This is a genomic window from Coleofasciculus sp. F4-SAH-05, from assembly GCF_040222985.1.
GTDB lineage: Bacteria > Cyanobacteriota > Cyanobacteriia > Cyanobacteriales > Coleofasciculaceae > Coleofasciculus > Coleofasciculus chthonoplastes.
This window is the reverse complement of sequence record NZ_JAVKBY010000099.1, coordinates 1-19,880: the sequence shown is the minus strand read 5'-3', so window position 1 is coordinate 19,880 and position 19,880 is coordinate 1. Positions and strand designations below refer to the sequence as shown.

The 19,880-nt window shown below is 46.0% G+C and carries 18 protein-coding genes; 11 read left to right on the top strand and 7 right to left on the bottom strand.

The window, feature by feature from the left end; translation table 11 throughout:
* The first annotated feature begins 1 nt into the window (after nt 1).
* The 5 genes from RIG27_RS13030 (at nt 2) to RIG27_RS13010 (ending at nt 5,072) form a co-directional block, all read left to right on the top strand.
* Complete coding sequence (locus RIG27_RS13030) at nt 2–1,516, top strand: B12-binding domain-containing radical SAM protein (protein ID WP_446345721.1); 1,515 nt, start codon at nt 2–4, stop codon at nt 1,514–1,516.
* A 19-nt stretch (nt 1,517–1,535) separates the two neighbouring features.
* Nucleotides 1,536–2,237 (top strand): glycosyltransferase family 2 protein, encoded by a 702-nt coding sequence (locus RIG27_RS13025; protein ID WP_446345719.1) that lies wholly within the window; start codon nt 1,536–1,538, stop codon nt 2,235–2,237.
* A gap of 55 nt (nt 2,238–2,292) precedes the next feature.
* Nucleotides 2,293–2,676, top strand: a complete 384-nt coding sequence (locus RIG27_RS13020) for a DUF2304 domain-containing protein (protein ID WP_446345717.1) — start codon at nt 2,293–2,295, stop codon at nt 2,674–2,676.
* A 63-nt stretch (nt 2,677–2,739) separates the two neighbouring features.
* A complete protein-coding gene (locus RIG27_RS13015; protein ID WP_446345715.1) occupies nt 2,740–3,888 on the top strand; it encodes a glycosyltransferase family 4 protein in 1,149 nt (382 codons plus the stop codon).
* A gap of 26 nt (nt 3,889–3,914) precedes the next feature.
* Nucleotides 3,915–5,072: a glycosyltransferase family 4 protein gene (locus RIG27_RS13010; RefSeq protein WP_446345713.1), complete on the top strand. Its 1,158-nt coding sequence runs from the start codon at nt 3,915–3,917 to the stop codon at nt 5,070–5,072.
* Between the two features lie 88 nt (nt 5,073–5,160).
* Here the strand turns inward: RIG27_RS13010 and RIG27_RS13005 are convergent, their stop codons facing one another.
* The 6 genes from RIG27_RS13005 to RIG27_RS12980 form a co-directional block, all read right to left on the bottom strand.
* Entirely contained in the window at nt 5,161–6,132 is a 972-nt protein-coding gene (locus RIG27_RS13005; RefSeq protein WP_446345060.1) for a 30S ribosomal protein S1, read from the bottom strand.
* Nucleotides 6,133–6,377: 245 nt separating this feature from the next.
* The gene (locus tag RIG27_RS13000) at nt 6,378–7,796 is read right to left on the bottom strand and encodes a hypothetical protein (RefSeq protein ID WP_446345711.1); all 1,419 of its coding nucleotides are present in this window, start codon (nt 7,794–7,796) and stop codon (nt 6,378–6,380) included.
* A 71-nt stretch (nt 7,797–7,867) separates the two neighbouring features.
* Nucleotides 7,868–8,440 (bottom strand): transcriptional regulator NrdR, encoded by a 573-nt coding sequence (gene nrdR, locus RIG27_RS12995; RefSeq protein WP_446345709.1) that lies wholly within the window; start codon nt 8,438–8,440, stop codon nt 7,868–7,870.
* A 212-nt stretch (nt 8,441–8,652) separates the two neighbouring features.
* A complete protein-coding gene (locus tag RIG27_RS12990; protein WP_063712032.1) occupies nt 8,653–8,748 on the bottom strand; it encodes a photosystem II reaction center protein T in 96 nt (31 codons plus the stop codon).
* Between the two features lie 159 nt (nt 8,749–8,907).
* Nucleotides 8,908–10,437 (bottom strand): photosystem II chlorophyll-binding protein CP47, encoded by a 1,530-nt coding sequence (gene psbB, locus RIG27_RS12985; RefSeq protein WP_446345706.1) that lies wholly within the window; start codon nt 10,435–10,437, stop codon nt 8,908–8,910.
* Between the two features lie 256 nt (nt 10,438–10,693).
* Nucleotides 10,694–11,029, bottom strand: coding sequence for a hypothetical protein (locus RIG27_RS12980; protein WP_446345069.1), 336 nt, complete (start codon nt 11,027–11,029; stop codon nt 10,694–10,696).
* A gap of 275 nt (nt 11,030–11,304) precedes the next feature.
* Between RIG27_RS12980 and RIG27_RS12975 the strand changes: the two genes are divergently transcribed.
* Together RIG27_RS12975 and RIG27_RS12970 are read left to right on the top strand one after the other, a co-directional pair.
* Complete coding sequence (locus tag RIG27_RS12975) at nt 11,305–12,447, top strand: AI-2E family transporter (protein ID WP_446345704.1); 1,143 nt, start codon at nt 11,305–11,307, stop codon at nt 12,445–12,447.
* Nucleotides 12,448–12,487: 40 nt separating this feature from the next.
* Nucleotides 12,488–13,687, top strand: a complete 1,200-nt coding sequence (locus RIG27_RS12970) for a homocysteine biosynthesis protein (protein WP_446345702.1) — start codon at nt 12,488–12,490, stop codon at nt 13,685–13,687.
* 181 nt (nt 13,688–13,868) lie between these two features.
* Here the strand turns inward: RIG27_RS12970 and RIG27_RS12965 are convergent, their stop codons facing one another.
* On the bottom strand, nt 13,869–14,855 hold the full coding sequence (locus RIG27_RS12965; RefSeq protein WP_446345700.1) for a hypothetical protein: 987 nt from the start codon (nt 14,853–14,855) through the stop codon (nt 13,869–13,871).
* 326 nt (nt 14,856–15,181) lie between these two features.
* On the opposite strand from RIG27_RS12965, the gene RIG27_RS12960 reads away from it, so the two are divergent.
* The 4 genes from RIG27_RS12960 to RIG27_RS12945 all read left to right on the top strand — a co-directional run bounded on the left by RIG27_RS12960 (nt 15,182) and on the right by RIG27_RS12945 (nt 19,519).
* Nucleotides 15,182–15,652: a tetratricopeptide repeat protein gene (locus RIG27_RS12960; RefSeq protein WP_446345698.1), complete on the top strand. Its 471-nt coding sequence runs from the start codon at nt 15,182–15,184 to the stop codon at nt 15,650–15,652.
* A 366-nt stretch (nt 15,653–16,018) separates the two neighbouring features.
* On the top strand, nt 16,019–17,065 hold the full coding sequence (locus tag RIG27_RS12955) for a S66 peptidase family protein (protein ID WP_446345696.1): 1,047 nt from the start codon (nt 16,019–16,021) through the stop codon (nt 17,063–17,065).
* Between the two features lie 65 nt (nt 17,066–17,130).
* On the top strand, nt 17,131–18,192 hold the full coding sequence (gene hemE, locus RIG27_RS12950; RefSeq protein ID WP_446345694.1) for a uroporphyrinogen decarboxylase: 1,062 nt from the start codon (nt 17,131–17,133) through the stop codon (nt 18,190–18,192).
* 349 nt (nt 18,193–18,541) lie between these two features.
* Nucleotides 18,542–19,519, top strand: a complete 978-nt coding sequence (locus RIG27_RS12945) for an NAD-dependent epimerase/dehydratase family protein (protein WP_446345692.1) — start codon at nt 18,542–18,544, stop codon at nt 19,517–19,519.
* Nucleotides 19,520–19,880: the final 361 nt, after the last annotated feature.

The window sequence follows — 19,880 nt, the reverse complement described above, 5'->3', positions numbered from 1 at the left end:
TATGAAAATCACGTTAATCTCTCCACGACTGGCGGTACAAAAAGGGGATTTCCTGGGTTCTGGCGTCCCCTATTTGCCACTTGAATTGGCAGTTGTGGCAGCATTTTTGAGGGAACAAGGACATCATATCGGTGTCATTGATCTGTTTGGGAGTTCGCCCAACACCCTGGAATCAAGGCGCGATCATTACCTTCAAGGTGAGCCTTTTACGAAATTCCTGGATACTCCTGAGATTGAGCAAGCCGATCTGGTGATCGTTTACGCGATCTCAGTCATGTCTCATCAGGAAATTCTAGGGATTATTCGGGACTTGCGCCACTCTCACCCTCAAAGTGCGATCGCGGTATTGGAAAATTCCCAAGCTGTTACTGCTTATGCGGTGTCTCAATTGGCTGAGGATTTCTTTAATGCGGGTGTGGATGCACTTGTGTGTGGTGAAATCTACTGGAATTGGCATGAAATTAGCAGCTACTTAACCCATCACCAAACGGTTCCGGTTCCCGAAAACGTGCTGGTGTCAAATCCACCCCCTAGTCATACCTTGCGGCGAAAAGTACAAAAGCATCCCACCTATCCGATTCCCGCCTGGGATTTATTCCATTTAAACAATTATTGGTCGATTCCCTATTCTCATGGACCAAAAACCAGATGCTTCCTCCCCATACTCACATCACGAGGTTGTCCCTATCCTTGTGACTTCTGTGTGGTTCCCGAAACCAATAACCAGCAATGGCGCGATCGCACGGCGGAGGAAGTGGTGACAGAAATGATCGTGCTGCGCGATCGATTTAATGTCCGTCATTTTCAGGTTGAGGATCTTAATCCCACCGTGAGACATTCCCGATGGAATAAAATATGTCAACTCCTGATTGAACGCCAAGCCGAAATATTTTTCTATTTTGTCAGTGGAACCAAAGCGGAAACTGTAAAATTAGAGCAAATTCCCCTTTATGCTCAAGCGGGATGTCGTTACCTTTCCATTAGTCCTGAATCCGGTAGTCCGGCTGTCCTTAAAGCCATTGGCAAACCCTTTAACCATACTCATGGTTTAGCTTTAATTGAAGCCTGTCATCGCCAGGGAATTTACACTCAAGCCTGTCTTTTAGTGGGTCATCCCGCTGAGACAGTCGCCGATTACGAATTATCTTGTGATTATTTACGCGCCATGGTTCAGGCTGGACTTGATGAGGTAGCTATCTTTATCGTCGCCCCTTTAGCCGGGAGTCAGTTACATCGTCAAAATAAAATTGAACTGGATAATTCAGACACCTTAACCAGCTTTAGTCCCCAGGGAAGACGAGGATGGGAGGAGTTAAAATACCGTCGCCGCAAGCTGATTCAACTCTTTTTTTGGCAGAAGCTAAAAATGGGATCTGGACTCTGGTTACAAGGAATTCGAGCGGTGTTAGGAATACCCCGCACTAAAATGGAGAACTTACCCCGCAGAGTTTTGTTTATCTATTGGCTTCTGCTCAAACAGTATTGGATTCAGTGGTTGTCCTCTAGTTGGTTATAGAGCGTCGATTGGTGTAACCATGACCCATCCTAGCACCATTTTAATTATCCCTTGTTATAACGAAGAAAATAATGTGGGTAAGCTCCTCCGTGAAATCCAAGAGTTAAATCCTGGCTACGATACCCTGGTTATTGATGATGGTTCTCAAGATAATACTTATGCCGTGGCGAGTCAGTTATCTCCCTGTGTAAAGCTATTAACTAACTTAGGAATTGGTGGTGCTGTGCAAACAGGGATAAAATATGCGCTACAACACAATTATGAACTCTGTGTTCAAGTTGATGGCGATGGTCAACATCCTCCTAGCCAAGTTTACCGTTTAATAGAAAGCTACCTAAAGTCACCCGCTAACTTAATTATTAGTTCTCGCTTTCTTCGGAAAAAAGGGTTTAAATCAACCTGGAAACGCCGCCTAGGAATTAAGATAATTAGCCAGGTCATTCAATTGCTTTTTCAGCATAAAATTACCGATCCGACCAGTGGATTAAGGATGATGGACAGAAAAGCCATTCAATTATTTAGCACTGAATACCCCCATGATTTTCCCGAACCGATTTCATTGGCTGTAGCCCTTGAACGGGGTCTTAGGGTGCGGGAAGTTGCTGTAAATATGCGTTCAAGAGAGCAGGGCTTTAGTTCTATTACTGGGATAAAATCCTTTCTCTATATGATCAGAGTGATTGGATACTTGATTTTAGTGAGAATGGGACGACATCTATAACTATTTCATCCCCTATTTATAGAAACTCTTGATAAATAAAACGCTTGTTTAAACGATGAATTATACCCCGACACCGCAGACCGTCGTATCTGTCCTAATCTTTATTGTAATATATTTATTTGTATTGCTAAAAAAAACAATTAAGAATACGATAGATTTATACGATTTTTTCCTGCTTTCTTCATTAGCAATATTTCCGGGTATATTTGTTTTTGCCCCTAAAATTGTAGTATATTTAGCTCATATAGTCGGGGTTGAGTTTCCCTTTATCATACTATTTTCAGGCTTATTTGTTTGTGTTTTTATCTATCTTTATCGTTTAATAATCAAAGTTAACAAACAAGAAAAATTAAACTTACTTCTTATTCAAGAAATAAGTTTACTCAAACAACAGATTGAATTAAGGCAGGCTATTTCAAACAATAAACCAGACGACTAAGCTTGATTGTGGAGTAGGTATTGAATCTCAAAGGAATTAAACTAAGTAAGTTGATTATCATTTATGTATCACATTGGAATTGATGTTACTCCTCTATCCAGTAAGCCCAGTGGTATCAGTTTTTACGTAGCCAACCTAATCCATTATCTTTATCCTCTCCAATACAACGAAAATTTTCAACTTTCATTAATCTACCAACCTAGACTCAGAAACTGGCTACGCCGCCGCCGAGATTTTCCCAAGTCACTTTCTCGCTATTCAAACCGCTATTTTCTACCTTTACCCGTTAGAATAACTAACATTATTCTTGATTACTTCCCCTACATTTTCTCAAGCCATCTCGGACATGATCTGGACTATCCCACAATTATACATGGGACGAACTATACCATTTTTCCTTATCCGAATAGTCTAAAAGTACTGACAATTTATGACCTGACTTTTATTAAATATCCTGATTATATTGATTCCGTAGTTAAGACCTATTCAAAGCGCGTACAAAAATGTCTAACTTGGACAGATTTAGTAATCACAATCTCCGAAAGCTCTAAAAATGATATTATTGAATATCTCAACGTAAATCCCGATCGCATCCACGTCACCCCCCTAGCCAGCCGCTACGCTTCTGATGTAGTTTTTCCCTCTAACCCATCTGTTAACTACGACTTCTCCTACCCCTATATCCTCTTTGTCAGCACCATCGAACCGAGAAAAAATATTATCACCCTAATTGCTGCTTTTAACCACCTCAAACAAAACCATAAAATTGAGCATCATCTAATCCTCATCGGTCAAAAAGGCTGGCATCACCAACCCATATTTGCCGCCATTGAGAACTCTCCCTGGAATCACCATATCCATCATCTTGACTACCTCTGTGATGAACATGTTGCCCGTTTCTACTCTAACGCTGATGTCTTTGTCTATCCCTCCCACTACGAAGGATTTGGTCTTCCGGTTCTCGAAGCCATGACTCTAGGCGCCCCTGTAGTTACCTCCAATACCTCCTCTCTCCCAGAAGTGGCTGGAGATGCTGCCCTTCTCATTGACCCCAACGATCCAATCCACTTAGCCGAGGCAATCTTAAAAATCATTAGTGACGCTCAAATCCGCCAAGACTTAATTCAAAAGGGCAAAGCAAGAGCTAAACTATTCTCTTGGGAAAGAACGGCGCAGGAAACCATAAACGCCTATAAATCTCTACTCAGTTAATCAATTCTTTAATCTGTCATTTAACCTTGTCTTCTCCCCTGTTAGTCAACCTCTCCATTTTATTTTCCCAACCCACTGGCATCGCCACTTATGCTGCCAACGTATTCCATTATTTAAAACCCCTAAATCCCACCCTGCTCATTTCACCCATCACTTCCAGCAACTTCCCCATCACCTCTGACTTTATCAGCTATCCTATTCCCGCCAACCTCAGCCCCGCCCAAGGAACAAAAGGTCACTTCCGCCGCCTTTTATGGACTCAACTTCAACTTTCCCACCTCTACCACAGCTTAAACTCCTCTCTCCTCTTTTCTCCCATCCCTGAAGCCCCCCTCAATACCAATTGTCGCTATGTCGTCATGGTTCATGACCTAATCCCACTACGCTTTCCCAAACCTAACTCTCCCCTCACCCCCTACTTCCGTTACTATATTCCCCAAGTCCTCACCCAAGCCCAACATATCCTCTGTAACTCCACCGCCACCGCCAGAGACATTACTGACTTTTACTCTATCCCCGCCGCCAAAATTACACCCATACCCCTAGCTTACGACGCAAACCACTTTCGCCCCCTCTGCGCCACTCTGCGCCAACCTCTGCGTCCCTCTGCGTTTCAAAACAAGCCCAATCAAGCACCTTCAGCTAACTATAACCCCTATTTCCTCTACATTGGACGCCACGATCCCTATAAAAACCTACACCGACTGATCAACGCCTTTGCCACACTTCCCAACTGCGGCGACTATGAACTGTGGATCGCGGGGTCAAGTGACAAACGATACACCCCTAACCTTCAAGCACAAGCTAAACACCTCGGTTTAAGCCATCAGGTTAAATTTCTTAACTATGTTCCCTACAACCAACTGCCCATACTTCTTAATAACGCGATCGCACTTATCTTCCCCAGCCTCTGGGAAGGCTTTGGACTCCCGGTTCTAGAAGCCATGGCGTGTGGGACTCCCGTAATCACCTCCAACCTCTCCGCCCTCCCCGAAGTCGCAGGCGACGCGGCTATCCTAGTGAACCCCTACAACACTTCAGAACTCACCGCCGCCATGCACTCTATCGCCACCGACAGCCAACTGCGATCGCGCCTTAGCACCCTCGGACTTCAACGCGCCCGTCAATTTAGCTGGGCAAAAACTGGACAGAAAACGATTGAAGTCCTGCAAAACTATCTTTAAAAAAAAAGAGGGATTTACCCTCTGTTCAAACCCAAAAAATTCTTGCCCAAAAAATTCTTGGATGTATAAACCTGTCCTGACGCCGGAATTACTCTTCCGTCGCTGACACAAACTCTTCTTCTTCAATCCCCTCTTCTTGAGATTCAGGATTAACGCCTTCTTGTTGTGCCAGCATCTTCTCCCGATACTTCTGAGCCATTTCTTCTGCCTTATCGTAGACTTGATCCCGATTGTTGATCATATCTCCCGGTTCAGGTTCCAACTGCTTTGTTGACAGCGAAATCCGACCGCGTTCGGCATCCAAGTCAATGATCATCACTTTCAATTCATCATTGACATTAAACACACTATGAGGCGTGTCAATATGATCATGAGAAATTTCCGAAATGTGGAGCAATCCGCTCACACCACCAATATCAATGAACGCACCGTAAGGCTTAATACCCCGTACTGAACCAACGACCACTTCACCAACTTCTAAACGGTTCATCTTGCGCTCAACCAAAGCGCGACGGTGAGAGAGAACCAAACGGTTTCGGTCTTCGTCTACCTCTAAGAATTTCAGTGGCAGTTCTTCGCCAACTAAATCTTCTTTCGGTTTGCGAGTGCTAATGTGGGAACCGGGAATAAAACCTCGTAGCCCTTCAATGCGAACCAGCGCCCCACCTCGGTTTGTGGCAAAAACCAAAGAACGAACAGTCGCGTCTTCAGTTTGAAGCTGGCGCACCCGCTCCCAAGCCCGCATATACTCAATACGCCGAATGGAAAGGGTGAGTTGTCCATCTTCATTCTCGTCAGTCAAAATGAAAAATTCTCGCGTTTCATTTGACTGCAAAACTTCTTCGGGAGCGTCAACCCGATTAATTGACATCTCCTGTATGGGAATATAAGCGGCGGTTTTAGCACCAATGTCAATCAGAGCGCCTCTTGGCTCCAGACTGAATACTGTACCTGCGACAATATCACCAGGGCTAAAGTGATAATCATATTTGTCGAGGAGGGCGGCAAAATCGTCGTGAGTGAAGCCAATATCTATTGTATTTGTGTTCTGACTGAGCATGTGCGTTGTGTTTCCTTGTTTAATCTCCGTAATGACTATGCCTCCTGTCGATGTACTCGCACGTCGGTATTGTGCCACCTACACCTACATTGCTTTGTCTCAACCTTATTTTAAAAGATTTAATAAAGTCCAGACAGGTAATTATAACTCAATCTGGATTACCGCTCATTCGTGTATGGACAAAACTACCCAAAGCTAGATAATTTGACCATATCGCATCCTAGCGGCTAGATGCTATTGCCTGTTCAAAGTGCCTGACGGCTTGCCTCTGACTCGATCTGAGTTACAGACTCAATCAGAGGCTTGACCTTGAACTCCCAGTTAGAGACACTGTAGAAGTCATGGCGTGACATCCCAGTGAGGACTTTATTCAGTTGGTTGATCCCGCTCCATACGTGCTTACGCGGATTCACTCCGAGCAAGGCGGTTATGGAGCGGGGTAATCGTTCAGACAAATTCATGGCTCTACGTGCCAATACTAATGCGGCAGCTTCATCGCTCCCCATACCATACATTCGAGCATATTTCACCAAAGCTAAGAAGCTAGACCATGCTGGATTACGGCGAATGACTTCAATTCCTGCATTCCCACATTGCAACACTAATTGCTCTATAAATCGACTGTAGGCAAAGTTTGACAACATTCGAGAATACTTTTTACCACGCTCACGTAATTGTGTTTTTTTAGTGTTGAAGTCGAGATTCTCAAAGCAAATTGGCACTCCAAAGTACAAAGCCAGATTTACCAATGAATTGCAAACATCCGCAATAATGGCGATGGTTTGACCGCGCCGTTTAGAACTGACATCAAACGATAAACGTCCTTTAGTAACCAAATTCCCGTCATGATCTACCGCAGCATAGCCAATAGATTTTGGATTGATGTCAATCCCAATACAACCATATTGCCGAGGTTTGGTGACTCGCTTCGGTACACTCAGGTCAACTGTGACTGCCCAAAACCAGCGCAAATCCTTGGCGTATAATCGGTGCGTCATTGCCACGCCGTAGCGGATTGGCGTTTGATATCCGGTCTTCTTATTCGTAGTGAATCCAGGCGTTGACAATGCTTGTTCTAGTTTGTTCTGACCATAAGGAAACGGATCAACCGAACATTCTAATATCTCACCATACTTTGTTTTTAGGCATTCTGGAACACGGAGCTTGAGGGTAGCACCATCGAATTGAAAAACCTGATTACCACAGGTTTCACCTTTGGAACCGAGAAAGAGGCAGTCAGGTTGTTTACTGATAGTGACTTGAATCGGAGCTGTTTTTAATGCTGATATTTGACTTTCTAGGTGAGTGATGTATCGCTTTTTGTGATGAATAGCAAATCGCTTACTTTGCCATGAGGTTCTGTGCGTATCAAGGTAACAGAACAGTTTTAGATTTGTCGATTGTTTTTTGTTTTGCCACTTGCCAGAGTAATGCTTACGAGAGTCTTTTAACGACTTTTCAGCCCTGCGTAACCAGTCTTTAGCCGATTTGAGCTTGCCTTCGAGTTGCTTAATGTGGTTGACATGGCATTTCTTAGCAGAGTCAATTTTCCCATCTGCATCTGCAATCACCGCGCCGGCTTGACGCTTGTTGATTTTGAAAGTCTGTTGAATTAGTGTGTTTAGCTTTGCTTCTAACCCCTGTTGAGATCGAGAATTACACAAAACTTTATAAAGATAGATTATCCTAAATCGCGAACGGATCAAACTGCTGTCTGCTAAGGATTGGGCGTCCCTTACTGTAAAACCTGTTGCTCCTCTGAGGTGGGAGTGACTAGGGAGGCTGATGTCTCCGCATCATCAGACTCGTTGGGGATAGCTGGTTCTACAGCCAACATCTCTGGGTTGTCTAGTTCAGCATTATTTCTGAGATGCTCTAGGGTTTCGATAAAATCGCGAATGCCCTGAAACTTCCGATAAACTGAGGCAAACCGGACATACGCTACTTCACTCTCGTGTCGTAGGTAGCGCAGGACTAACTCACCCACTTCATCACTGGTGACATCCCGCCCATAGTGCTGCTGAACTTCAGCTTCAATCTCATCGACTATCGCTTCTAGGCGTCGTTGGGAAACTCCTGTTTTCTCACAAGCTCGCACCATTCCCCGTAATAACTTAGAACGGTCGAAGGATTCTCGCTTACCATCCCGCTTCAGGATAGTAATCGGCACAAATTCAATCCGCTCATAAGTCGTGAAGCGATGTTTACAAAGCAAACACTCCCGACGACGCCGAACACTTTGTCCTGCTTCTGTTGAACGAGACTCCAAAACGCGGCTGTCGGTGTGCTGACAATAGGGGCATCGCATAATAGCAAGTCTTTTCCGACTGGTTAAATACAGAAAATTGAGCCGATACGAGTCTATCTAATGTCCTCCTGCTCAAATCCCTGTCGGCAAAAGTAATCAGATAGACTCATGTAGGCTCAGGGTATCCTAGAAAGCTGATCAAATTCACGATTAATCATAATCATCAGGGAGACGATGGCGCTCTTCCGGAGAGAAGACAGCGCCACAGGGATCTACTTTTCAATCCGAGGCGGTTCCCGGAACGCGATCGCAAAAAACAGAACGCCTAGAGCGCCAATCAAAACAAAGATATAAATGAGGCTTTCCATGTCACAACTTACCCAATTATCTGCTGTACTACCAGTTTACCTTGCTCAGTCAACCAGAATAGCGAAAGAGGCAAAAGAAAAATTAATTTTTCTTTTGCCCTCCATGATTAGGGTAGAGACGCGCCATGGCGCGTCTCTACGAGTAGGGGTCTGCAATGTTTAGACCGCTTCTTTCTTCCGAGTGGTCTTATCACCCACTTTCTGGAACAGACCGAATTCGACTTGTTCCTCTAGGTCAGCATCAACCCCAGCAAATACATCTCGGAACAGAGTCCGGGAACCATGCCAGATATGACCAAAGAAGAACAACAGAGCAAATACCGCATGACCGAAGGTGAACCAACCCCGTGGACTGGTACGGAATACCCCATCCGAGTTTAAGGTTTCACGATCAAATTCAAACGGTTCACCCAGTTGAGCTTTACGGGCATACTGCTTCACAACAGCAGGCTCTTCAATGGTTTGACCATCCAAAAGACCACCGTAGAATGTCGCTGTAACACCAGTTTGCTCAAAGCTATATTTCGACTCAGCCCGTCGGAAGGGGATGTCCGCCCGAACCACACCATTGGCATCGGTTAAGACAACCGGGAAGGTTTCAAAGAAGTTGGGCATACGGCGCACCGTCAATTTCCGACCTTCGCCATCAGTAAATACTGGATGACCTAACCAAGCTTCGGCAATACCATCACCCTTATCCATCGGACCAGTGCGGAACAAACCGCCCTTAGCTGGAGAGTTGCCAATATAGTCGTAGAACGCCAGCTTCTCCGGAATCTGATTCCACGCCTCTGAGGGGCTGACTCCGTCTGCCATCGCCATTTCCACACGGCGATCAATTTCTTCCTGGAAGTACCCTTGATCCCATTGGTAACGGGTGGGTCCGAACAGTTCAATCGGCGTAGCCGCAGAACCATACCACATCGTACCCGCCACCACAAACGCCGCAAAGAATACAGCGGCAATACTGCTAGAGAGTACTGTTTCGATATTCCCCATCCGCAGCGCTTTAAACAGTCGCTCTGGGGGTCGAACCGTCAAGTGAAATAACCCAGCAATAATTCCGACAATACCCGCAGCGATATGATGAGCAACGATACCGCCTGGGTTGAAGGGGTTAAATCCTTCTGGTCCCCAGGCTGGGGATACAGGTTGAACACTACCTGTTAGACCATAGGGATCAGATACCCACATTCCCGGACCAAAAAGCCCAGTCTGGTGAAACGCCCCAAAGCCAAAGCAGAGAAGACCAGATAGGAACAGATGAATGCCAAACATTTTTGGCAAATCCAGCGCCGGTTCGCCGGTGCGGGGATCTCTAAACAGTTCTAAATCCCAGTAAACCCAATGCCAGCAAGCGGCTAAGAACAACAGACCTGCCAGAACAATGTGAGCAGCGGCGACGCCTTCAAATGACCAAAAACCGACATCTGTCGCTGTTTCGCCACTAATACTCCAACCCCGCCAGGATTCAGTCACCCCTAAACGCGCCATGAACGGCATCACGAACATCCCTTGACGCCACATGGGATTGAGGACTGGATCACTCGGATCAAATGTGGCTAGTTCGTATAGAGCCATCGAACCAGCCCAGCCTGCCACGAGGGCAGTGTGCATCAAATGCACAGCAATCAGACGCCCTGGATCATTCAGGACGACTGTATGTACTCGATACCACGGTAGTCCCATCGACTACGCTCCTCCTAGAGATAGAGTTTCTACTTTGACGCTTCTTTTTCTAAAGATGTTAGAAATTGATCTTACCCGCCTAAAAGCGTGAACTGATGTCCTTTTCCGGTTATCCTTCATGTTCCAAACAGCTAGGCGGGTTAGTCTTGACTTTAAAGAAGTGTAACTTTTGTTAGAAACGATTGCAAGCACAGGGGACGTTTTGACCCAACGTAACGTAGAGACGTAGCATGCTACGTCTCTACCCAATCGCTGATCACCCATCGCTAGTTTCTGAGGAGAGATTCAAAACACTCGGCGTCGTGGTTAATCGCTCAACCACTTGTTCTGCACTCATCAAGCGTTTGAGGACAACTTGACCAATAGTTTTTGTGGATTGGGGTGAAGCATCCGGTGTCGGTTTAACTTCTACCATCAATACCGCATCCTCAACCCGATATAGCCATAACTTTTCCCCCTGTTCCAAGATGCAAAGGTTGAGACGGATGATTTCGGGTTCCCGTCGCCAAGCATTGACATTCCAAAGTCCTCCAAACTCCCAAACTCGTCCCACAGTCCAGCCATCGGATAGAAAAAAGTACTTTACAGACATTTGTATTACATTTAGGAAACTGGTGTTCTAGTGCAGCATGGCAAAAGTTGTTTTGTTGTTTTAGTCTGTATTGATAATAGGGGAGATGGGGAAGATAGGGTAGATGAGAGAGATGGGGAGTCGGGGCGAGTTGAGTCGCATTCCTGCTGAGACCACGATAATAGTGAAAAGAACCCCTCCATACAACCAGGTTTCCTGGAGCGAACCGCAGGGTCAAAACTTTACCTTTCCCATTTTGCAGCAGGATCAAACCAGAGTAGCTTGGAGGCTGGGCAGTGAGTCTGGGTAAATGGATTGGCATACTTGTTTTTATCATTTCACTATTTGTTTTGTGGCAAATTCGGCATATTCTCCTGCTTATATTTGCCGCAATTGTGATATTTAATGCCTTAAATATTCTGGTAGAACAATTCCAGAGATCTGGAATTCAGCGATTTTTTGCAGTTCTGCTGTCGCTTTTTCTCCTCCTGTGCATTCTGGTCGGATTTTACTTCCTAATTGTCCCTCCTTTTACCGAACAATTTTTACAACTGAGTGAGTTAGTCCCTCAAGGTATTGAACAATTAAGCAAATGGATAGAAGCTTTAGAAGCCGATATTTCCTCGGAATTACTCGATCAGTACATCCCAGATATTAACCAATTACTGCAACAGCTTCCTCCCTTGATAAATCGGGTATTAGGGGGCGGATTCACGTTTTTCAATAATGCTTTGGGTGTCCTCCTGAATAGTTTGCTTGTTTTAGTATTAACACTAATGCTCCTTGCCGATCCTCACCCTTACCGGAAAAGCTTTGTTCGCCTTTTTCCGTCATTCTATCGGCGTCGAGTTGATGAAATTTTGCAGCGGTGTAATGAAGCATTGCGAGGATGGCTAGCCGGCATTCTGTTTAACATGGCAGTCATTTCATTGTTAAGTTTTTTCGGCTTACTGCTATTGGGAATTCCCCTGGCACTGGCACAAGCTACGTTAGCGGGGATTTTAACATTTATTCCCAATCTTGGACCCGTCGTGAGTGTGATCCCACCCATTGCGATCGCGCTGCTAGATTCGCCATGGAAAGCCATTGCTGTATTGATTCTCTATATTGTGATTCAGCAGGTTGAAAGTAATTTACTCACACCTTTAGTCATGGCGCAACAGGTATCCCTGTTACCCGCTATAACATTGCTAGCCCAGTTATTTTTCGTCACCTTCTTTGGATTTTTAGGGTTATTGTTAGCCCTTCCCCTAACAGTAGTGGCTCAGGTTTGGCTCAAGGAGGTTCTCGTTAACGATATTCTTGACAAATGGCATCATCCGAGTCACAAGGATGCTCAACCTGTGGCAACAACGTTTGCTGTCTCTCCCACTGCTGATATGGTAAGGGATGAGGGAGATGGAGGAGCTGGGGGAGCTGGGGGAGCAAATGACCAATGACCAATGACCAATGACCAATGACGAATAACAACTTTTTATCGTGCGAACCTTAGCTGATATCAATGATAAAATTCACCATCGACGAGCTGTCGTCTGGACAGTCGAGGAATTAAAAGCGCGAGTCGCCGATATCGGTGTCACGCAGGCGGCTAAGAACGTCGATGTGATTACCACAGGTACATTTGAGCCAATGGAGTCCTCGGGCGCGATTATTAATTTAGGTCACACAGACCCCCCGATTAAGATTCGTAAATGCTGGTTAGATGGTGTACCTGCGTATGCTGGCTTTGGTGCGGTGGATTTGTATTTAGGCGCGACTCAAGTCGTGGACTCTACCGATATGGGAGATCTATCAGAGATCGAGGAATCTAGAGAACGGGGTGGTTCTCATGTAATTGAAGACTTGATTGCCGGGAAACCCGTGCAGTTGAGGGCGATTGGACAGATAACTGACTGTTACCCTAGAGCATCTTGTGATACGACGATTACTCGCGAAACGATTAACCAGTTCTATCTCTACAATCCGCGCAATCTCTATCAAAATTTTATCGTCGGCGTCAATGGGGGCGATCGCCTTTTGTACACTTATCTTGGTCCGCTCCACCCCAGATTAGGCAATGCAGTCTACTCCAATCCGGGAGCAATTTCCCCGCTACTCAATGATCCCGAACTCAAGCTGATTGGGATTGGTACACAAATTTTCTTGGGTGGGGGTATTGGGTACATCGCTTGGGAAGGGACTCAACATTTTCCCCTCCAGAAACGCCTACCCAATCATACCCCCATTGGTCCTGCGGCTACATTGGCGTTAATTGGAGATGCCAAGCAGATGAATCCCAAGTGGGTACGGGGTTGCTACTTTAAAAATTATGGTCCTTCTCTAATGTTGGGCGTTGGTGTACCCTTACCTGTCTTGAGTGAAGAAGTGGTTCAGCATTGTGCTGTGTCGGATCAGGATATTGTCGCCCCAGTGGTTGATTTCTCGATTCCCCGTCGCGTTCGTCCCACCTTCGGATTAGTTAGCTATGCCCAGCTGAAGCAGGGGCGCATTACTATTGACGGCAACTCTGTACGGACAGCTCCTTTGGCAAGTGTATTTCGTTCACGGCAAGTTGCTTTGGAATTAAAGCAATGGATTGAACGGGGCGAGTTTACTCTCACCGAACCTGTGGCATCCATTCCCATGGATCGTTCCTTTCTGCCTCAGGATCGCTGGGGTTCTCAACTGAGTATAGAGTAAACTAATCCCACAACTTGAGGTCGTGGGATTAGCCGTCATCTGTCATCTGTCATTTGTCCTTTGTTATATTAACACTTTATTGTTAATTCCTCATAGCCGCCCCTAACTACCGCTTCTACCTCATCGGTGAAGCGCAGGATGGGCGGCGGAATCTAGCTCACGTCCTAATCAGGAATCGCTCTTAGGAATTATCTTTACCCGGCTTGTCCTTACGTTGAACTGGTTTGGATAAGGGTTCTGAACGCTTGGGTGAGGTTCTTTTTCCTGTTGTCGAACGATCTTCGCCCAAACCACGATGGGGAAAACTCTTTTTAGGTCTTGACCCTTTGCGTGGACGAAACTTATTCGATCGCCTTTTGGGTGCATGAACGATACCAATATCATTGCCTTCCTCAATCATCAGGGTATTGGTATGCAGTTTGACGTGCAAATCCCAAAAGTGATTAATCACCTTTTCCCCCAGCAATCCCTTGAGCTGAAGCTTGAAAAATTTGGTTTTCTCTGATTCTCTGCGGGGAGACTGCTTGATTTTGACAATAACGTCTTCATTCTCCCGCGACTGGTAAATGACTTGACCCCGAATTGAAAAATAACCTTCTGGTAATTGCTCTTTTGGTTCAGGTTGAGGATGATCTGGAGACGTTTGTGCCTCAGGGGTTGACTCTTCCGGTGGCGAGTCGGTTGATTCTGAAGCTGTCGTTTGATCTTGATTGAGTGTTTCCGGTTCCCAAACACCGACAATTTGGACGTGCAAATTTCCGTCTTGTTGTCTTGTGCGAGGATAAACGACCCAAAGATGGGATAGAGCTAAATCGAGATGGTTTTTCACCAAACTCATGACCCGACCCAGTAAGACGGCATCAATTAAGGTACCGTCATCTGCCAGTAAAGTACCCCTTGTCAATTGCTCTTGAGAGGGCATATATTTTCCCCGAATCAGCCCGATTGCTCGGTACTGCATGGGTTCACTGGGCGGAGGAATGGGTTGTTGTCGTTGGACATCTGATGGCATTGTCCCGGCTGAATCTGTTGTAGTAGATGAGTTAGTCACGTTTTGAGAATTGCCATTGGGTGGGGCTGAGTGTGGCGGTTGCACACTGGATGCTTCTGGCAGATTTTCACCAGAAGACTGGGGTGAGTCGGTAGACCGATTCACAGAAGGACTCATATAACCTCCTAGCGGCGGAGACACATTCCCTTGTGGGAGATTTGGACTGACTGTTTGAATTCTAGTTTGTTCAACATCCTTACTGGGGTGAAGGCAACAGCTAGAATGACTCTCCTAGCTATGTTTCCACCGAAAAACTAGCAAAGTAAGGGAACTCAGTATCAGTCTGCCCATTTTACAAAATGCAGTCATAAGACTGGTACATCCGCAAAGTTTATGGAATCTTTACTCGCAGCAATCTGCACTCTATTCAAATTTTGGCGGGAAAATAGGGGAGTGGCGATAAATCTGAGTAATCCGTTACACAATAGTTAAGAGGACAAGAGATGAGTGAATCATCCATCAATTCCTTACTGGAGAACCTAAAAAACCCTGACGAAAACGTCCGCAAACAGGCAACCGAAGAACTCTGGCGTATCTGGTTCTACCAAAAGGGCATTTCTGGCATGGAACGGCTAGGGCGGACACAGATTTTATTAGAACGTGGGGAAACAGCTCAAGCTGAAGCACTGCTGACCCAGATTATTAGAGAGCAACCTGATTTTGCCGAAGCGTGGAATCGACGAGCCGTTCTTTACTACCTACTTAAACAGTATCAAAAGTCAAGGGACGATTGTCAGCAGGTTGTCCGGCTCAATCCCATTCATTTTGGGGCGCTGCATGGTTTGGGATTATGTTATATGGCGTTAGGAGATTATCAAGCGGCAATTACAGCATTTCGCAGGGCGTTGGACATTCAACCCTATTCTTTAATTAACCAAAAGTTTATTCTTGAATGCACGGCGCGGTTGAGTTAGGAGGAGATGGGGGAGATGAGGGAGATGGGGGAGATGGGGGAGATGGGGGAGCAGGGGAACCAAGGGAACCAAGGAAGGGGATGTAGGGGCGGGTTTTACAGATAACTTATGGCAAAAACTGATAACTTAACTAAACCCGCCCTTCTCCGGTGGCTAAAAATTAGAATGGGCAAGGGTTATGGCTTAAGTTGACACTAATGCACGTCGGTGCGCCCCTACAGTGGGATAGATTGTAGGTTGGGTTTCGACTTCGCTCAACCGATTTCGCTCAACCCAACGGAATCTAGGGCGAAGGTTCCTTTACAAAAGCCGGAAATCCATTGAATAAGGTGTCCTACACCACAACAATCAGGTGAGGTAAATTTGGTGAACATAAATCAACCTAGTCCCTTACAACCAGGTAATTTGCTCCGGGTGATTGCTCCGAGTGGTGCGTTAAGAGAGGTTGACGCATTCCATCAGGGAGTAGAAATTTGGCGTCGCCGAGGCTATCGGGTTGAATTGCCAGCCAATTGGAATGCTAGAGAGGGTTACCTGGCGGGTACAGATAACCAACGACGTCAGCAGTTAACCGCCGCTTGGTATGATCCCGAATGTAAGGGAATTCTTTGTATCCGAGGTGGTTATGGTAGCGCCCGTCTTCTGGAAGATTGGATGTGGACTTCTCCAGTAATATCACCCCAGGTTGTAGGGGCGGGTTTGACCGATAACGCTACCCCAGAAACCGATAACTTGACTAAACCCGCCCTGCTTGGGGAACAGGGGCGCAGCGGCGCACAGGTCAATCAAATTGATCAAAGGAGTCTTGAGCCAAAATCCCCTATCCCTAAATGGCTGATGGGCTTTTCTGATATTACCTGTCTCCTCTGGAGTCTAGCTGGGGTGGGAATTGGCAGTGTTCATGCTCCAGTCTTAACCACGTTAGCTAGTGAACCGGAATGGTCACTCAATCGCTTATTTGACTGTGTAGAAGGACGTCCTCTGTCCCCTTTAACCGGGAAGGGTTGGGGTGGGGGTAAAGTTAAGGGGTGGCTTTTGCCAGGTAATCTGACTGTGGCAACTCATCTACTGGGTACGCCGATTCTACCACCGCTAGATGGAGTAATTCTGGCGTTAGAGGATGTGACTGAAGCGCCTTATCGAATTGACCGCCTGTTGACCCAGTGGCGGATGAGTGGCATTTTACAGAAGGTTAAGGGTATTGCTTTGGGACGGTTTAGCCGCTGCTATCCCCCCCAAAATGTGCCAAGCTGGACGGTTGAAGAAGTATTACGCGATCGCATAACCGATCTTGATATCCCGATTGTCTCCGAGTTGCCCTTTGGTCACGATGGCGTCAATGCTGCTTTGCCTGTGGGACGTTGGGTTGAACTCGATGGGGATCAGGGAACATTATGTTGGAAAACTTCATAAATAATTGTCAACTGTGAATGGTAAGCTAACAGAGCGTTTAAAAATTTAGATGGGGTAGGTCTAGTATGGCTGGGTTAACCCAGGTTCCTTATTTATTACGAGCCGCTCGTGGTGAAAAATTAGAACGTCCGCCTGTGTGGATGATGCGACAGGCGGGTCGATATATGAAAGCCTATCGGGATTTACGCGATAAGTATCCCAGTTTCCGGGAACGCTCCGAAATTCCCGAAATTGCTATTGAAATTTCTCTCCAACCCTGGAAGGCGTTTCGTCCAGATGGGGTGATTCTATTTTCTGATATCCTCACGCCTCTACCCGGAGTCGGTATTCCTTTTGATATTGTTGAAAGCCAAGGTCCGATTATTGATCCGCCGATTCGCTCTCAAGCACAAATTGACGGGCTTCATCCCTTAGAGTTAGAAAAATTAACATTTGTCGGGGAGATATTAAAAGCGCTGCGTCGGGAAGTCGGGAACGAAGCCGCTGTCTTAGGCTTTGTCGGTGCGCCCTGGACATTAGCCGCCTATGCGATTGAGGGGAAAAGCTCTAAGAATTACTCGATTATTAAAGGGATGGCATTTTCCCAACCCGCCATGCTACATGAATTTCTGGGAAAAATCGCTGATGCGATCGCGGTTTATGTACGCTATCAAATTGATAATGGTGCCCAAGTCGTGCAACTGTTCGATTCCTGGGCGGGTCAACTGAGTCCCCAAGACTACGATACCTTTGCCTTACCCTATCAGCAGCGTGTGGTTGAGCAAGTAAAAGCCACCCATCCGGATACGCCTCTGATTTTATATATCAGTGGGAGCGCGGGTATATTAGAGCGCATGGGCAAATCCGGTGTGGATATTATCAGCGTAGACTGGACGGTGGATATGGCAGAAGCGCGACAGCGGTTAGGCTATAAAATGAACGTTCAGGGGAACATGGACCCAGGGGTGCTATTTGGGTCACAGGATTTTATCCGCGATCGCATTTTGGATACGATTCGTAAAGCGGGGAATCGAGGTCATATCTTTAATTTGGGTCATGGTGTCTTACCGGGAACCCCAGAAGATAATGTCAGGTTCTTCTTTGAAACAGCCAAACAGGTTGATAAATTGTTGACTGTTCATGCGTAAGAAATTGGGGAAAAGGGGATTGGGCGAAGCCTTCGTGCTGGTATGTTGACAGAAAACCGAGACATCTGGACACGAATGCGAGAACCCATACGTTCGTCGGACATGGTGCGTCTGTAGGGGCGGGTTTGACGACTATCGTTTCTTACCCTGACCCAGATTTAACTAAACCCGCCCCGACTAAATATCGGGCGACCCGACCTAATTGAGTATCTGGTGTTGTTAATTAATCCAGGCGGGTCGCCCCTACAGGTTGTTAATAGATCCAGGTGGGTCGATCCGACAAGCCTAATATTTACATAATGTCATATCGGTTAAGTTAGGATCGGATTATCAAGAAATCTCAAATCAAATGGCTCCCAAGCGAATTTTTATGACCGGTGCTAGTGGTTGCATCGGTCAGTATGTCGCCGAAACCTTAATTCAACAAACAGATCACGAGTTGTATTTGTTGGTCAGAAATCCAGATAAATTAGGATTTGACTATCATGCTCGTCCGGGGATTACGATTTGTCAAGCGGATTTACGGCAGATTGATCACTTTAGCGATTTGCTTAAAACGGTAGATGTAGCAATTTTGGCTGCAACAGCTTGGGGAGGAGTCCAGGAAGTTTTTGATATTAATGTGGTCAAAACCCTGCGATTGCTGGACTTGCTGGATACTCAACGTTGTGAACAAGTCATTTACTTTTCCACCGCTAGCATTCTCAATCAACAAAACCAGTTACTCAAGCAAGCCGGTCAACTGGGAACCGATTATATCCGTTCTAAATACGACTGTTTACAGCAACTCTCAAAACTCGCGATCGCGCCTAAAATTACTACAGTGTTTCCCACGTTGGTATTGGGGGGAGATGAGCGTAAACCTTACTCCCATATTTCATCAGGGATTAAGGATGTGGTGAAATGGATGGACTTAATTCGTTGGTTCAAAGCCGATGGGAGTTTCCACTTTATGCACGCCCAGGATATAGCTCAAGTAGTATGGTATCTGGTTGAGCATCCTCCTAGTCAGGAGTTGACCACTAAAACGGGTGAAATATTATCGACAAATCGTTTAGTCTTAGGCAATCCGCGCCTCACCGTTAACCAAGCGGTAGAAGAAGTCTGTACTTATTTAGGTAAAAAAATTTATCTTCGAGTCCCCTTATCAATGGGACTAGCCAATCTATTAATTATCGTATTCCGGATTCAGATGGCGGCGTGGGATCGATTTTGCCTCAACTATCGCCATTTTACCTATCAAAACCCAGTAAATCCCGATACATTCGGTTTACCCACGTACTGTCCCACCCTGAGTGATGTTTTGAAAATTAGTGGTCTTCCGTAGGGGCGCACCGACGTGCGCCCTTTACCAACGTGCGCCCTGCACTGACATGTATCTGTATCAATTTAAGCCACAACCCCCTCACCCCCAGCCCCTCTCCCACCAGGGGAGAGGGGCTGGGGGTGAGGGGTATTCCAGAGTTACTTTGGAAGCGTCTTTATGTGATGGTTCCCCTTCTCCTATGCAACAAAAGCTCTCGCATCCTCTGTCCTCCCCCCTCTTCGTAGCTACCGTGTACACACAAGTCGAAGTGAGGAGTATGAATCAGGTAAAATCAGAGACAGAGAAGCGCGATCGCTAAAACTCAGATTGCCTTCACAACCTCCCAACCCTGAGAGAAGACAGACAAATGGATAACCCAATT

Excerpts from the sequence above, each read along its gene's own strand:
- RIG27_RS12965 (WP_446345700.1), bottom strand. The coding sequence starts at position 14,855 with ATGAGTCCTTCTGTGAATCGGTCTACCGACTCACCCCAGTCTTCTGGT.
- RIG27_RS13005 (WP_446345060.1), bottom strand. The coding sequence starts at position 6,132 with ATGCTCAGTCAGAACACAAATACAATAGATATTGGCTTCACTCACGAC.
- RIG27_RS12980 (WP_446345069.1), bottom strand. The coding sequence starts at position 11,029 with ATGTCTGTAAAGTACTTTTTTCTATCCGATGGCTGGACTGTGGGACGA.
- psbB (WP_446345706.1), bottom strand. The coding sequence starts at position 10,437 with ATGGGACTACCGTGGTATCGAGTACATACAGTCGTCCTGAATGATCCA.
- hemE (WP_446345694.1), top strand. The coding sequence starts at position 17,131 with ATGGCTGGGTTAACCCAGGTTCCTTATTTATTACGAGCCGCTCGTGGT.
- RIG27_RS12990 (WP_063712032.1), bottom strand. The coding sequence starts at position 8,748 with ATGGAAAGCCTCATTTATATCTTTGTTTTGATTGGCGCTCTAGGCGTT.
- nrdR (WP_446345709.1), bottom strand. The coding sequence starts at position 8,440 with ATGCGATGCCCCTATTGTCAGCACACCGACAGCCGCGTTTTGGAGTCT.
- RIG27_RS13020 (WP_446345717.1), top strand. The coding sequence starts at position 2,293 with ATGAATTATACCCCGACACCGCAGACCGTCGTATCTGTCCTAATCTTT.
- RIG27_RS13030 (WP_446345721.1), top strand. The coding sequence starts at position 2 with ATGAAAATCACGTTAATCTCTCCACGACTGGCGGTACAAAAAGGGGAT.
- RIG27_RS13025 (WP_446345719.1), top strand. The coding sequence starts at position 1,536 with ATGACCCATCCTAGCACCATTTTAATTATCCCTTGTTATAACGAAGAA.
- RIG27_RS12960 (WP_446345698.1), top strand. The coding sequence starts at position 15,182 with ATGAGTGAATCATCCATCAATTCCTTACTGGAGAACCTAAAAAACCCT.
- RIG27_RS13015 (WP_446345715.1), top strand. The coding sequence starts at position 2,740 with ATGTATCACATTGGAATTGATGTTACTCCTCTATCCAGTAAGCCCAGT.
- RIG27_RS12945 (WP_446345692.1), top strand. The coding sequence starts at position 18,542 with ATGGCTCCCAAGCGAATTTTTATGACCGGTGCTAGTGGTTGCATCGGT.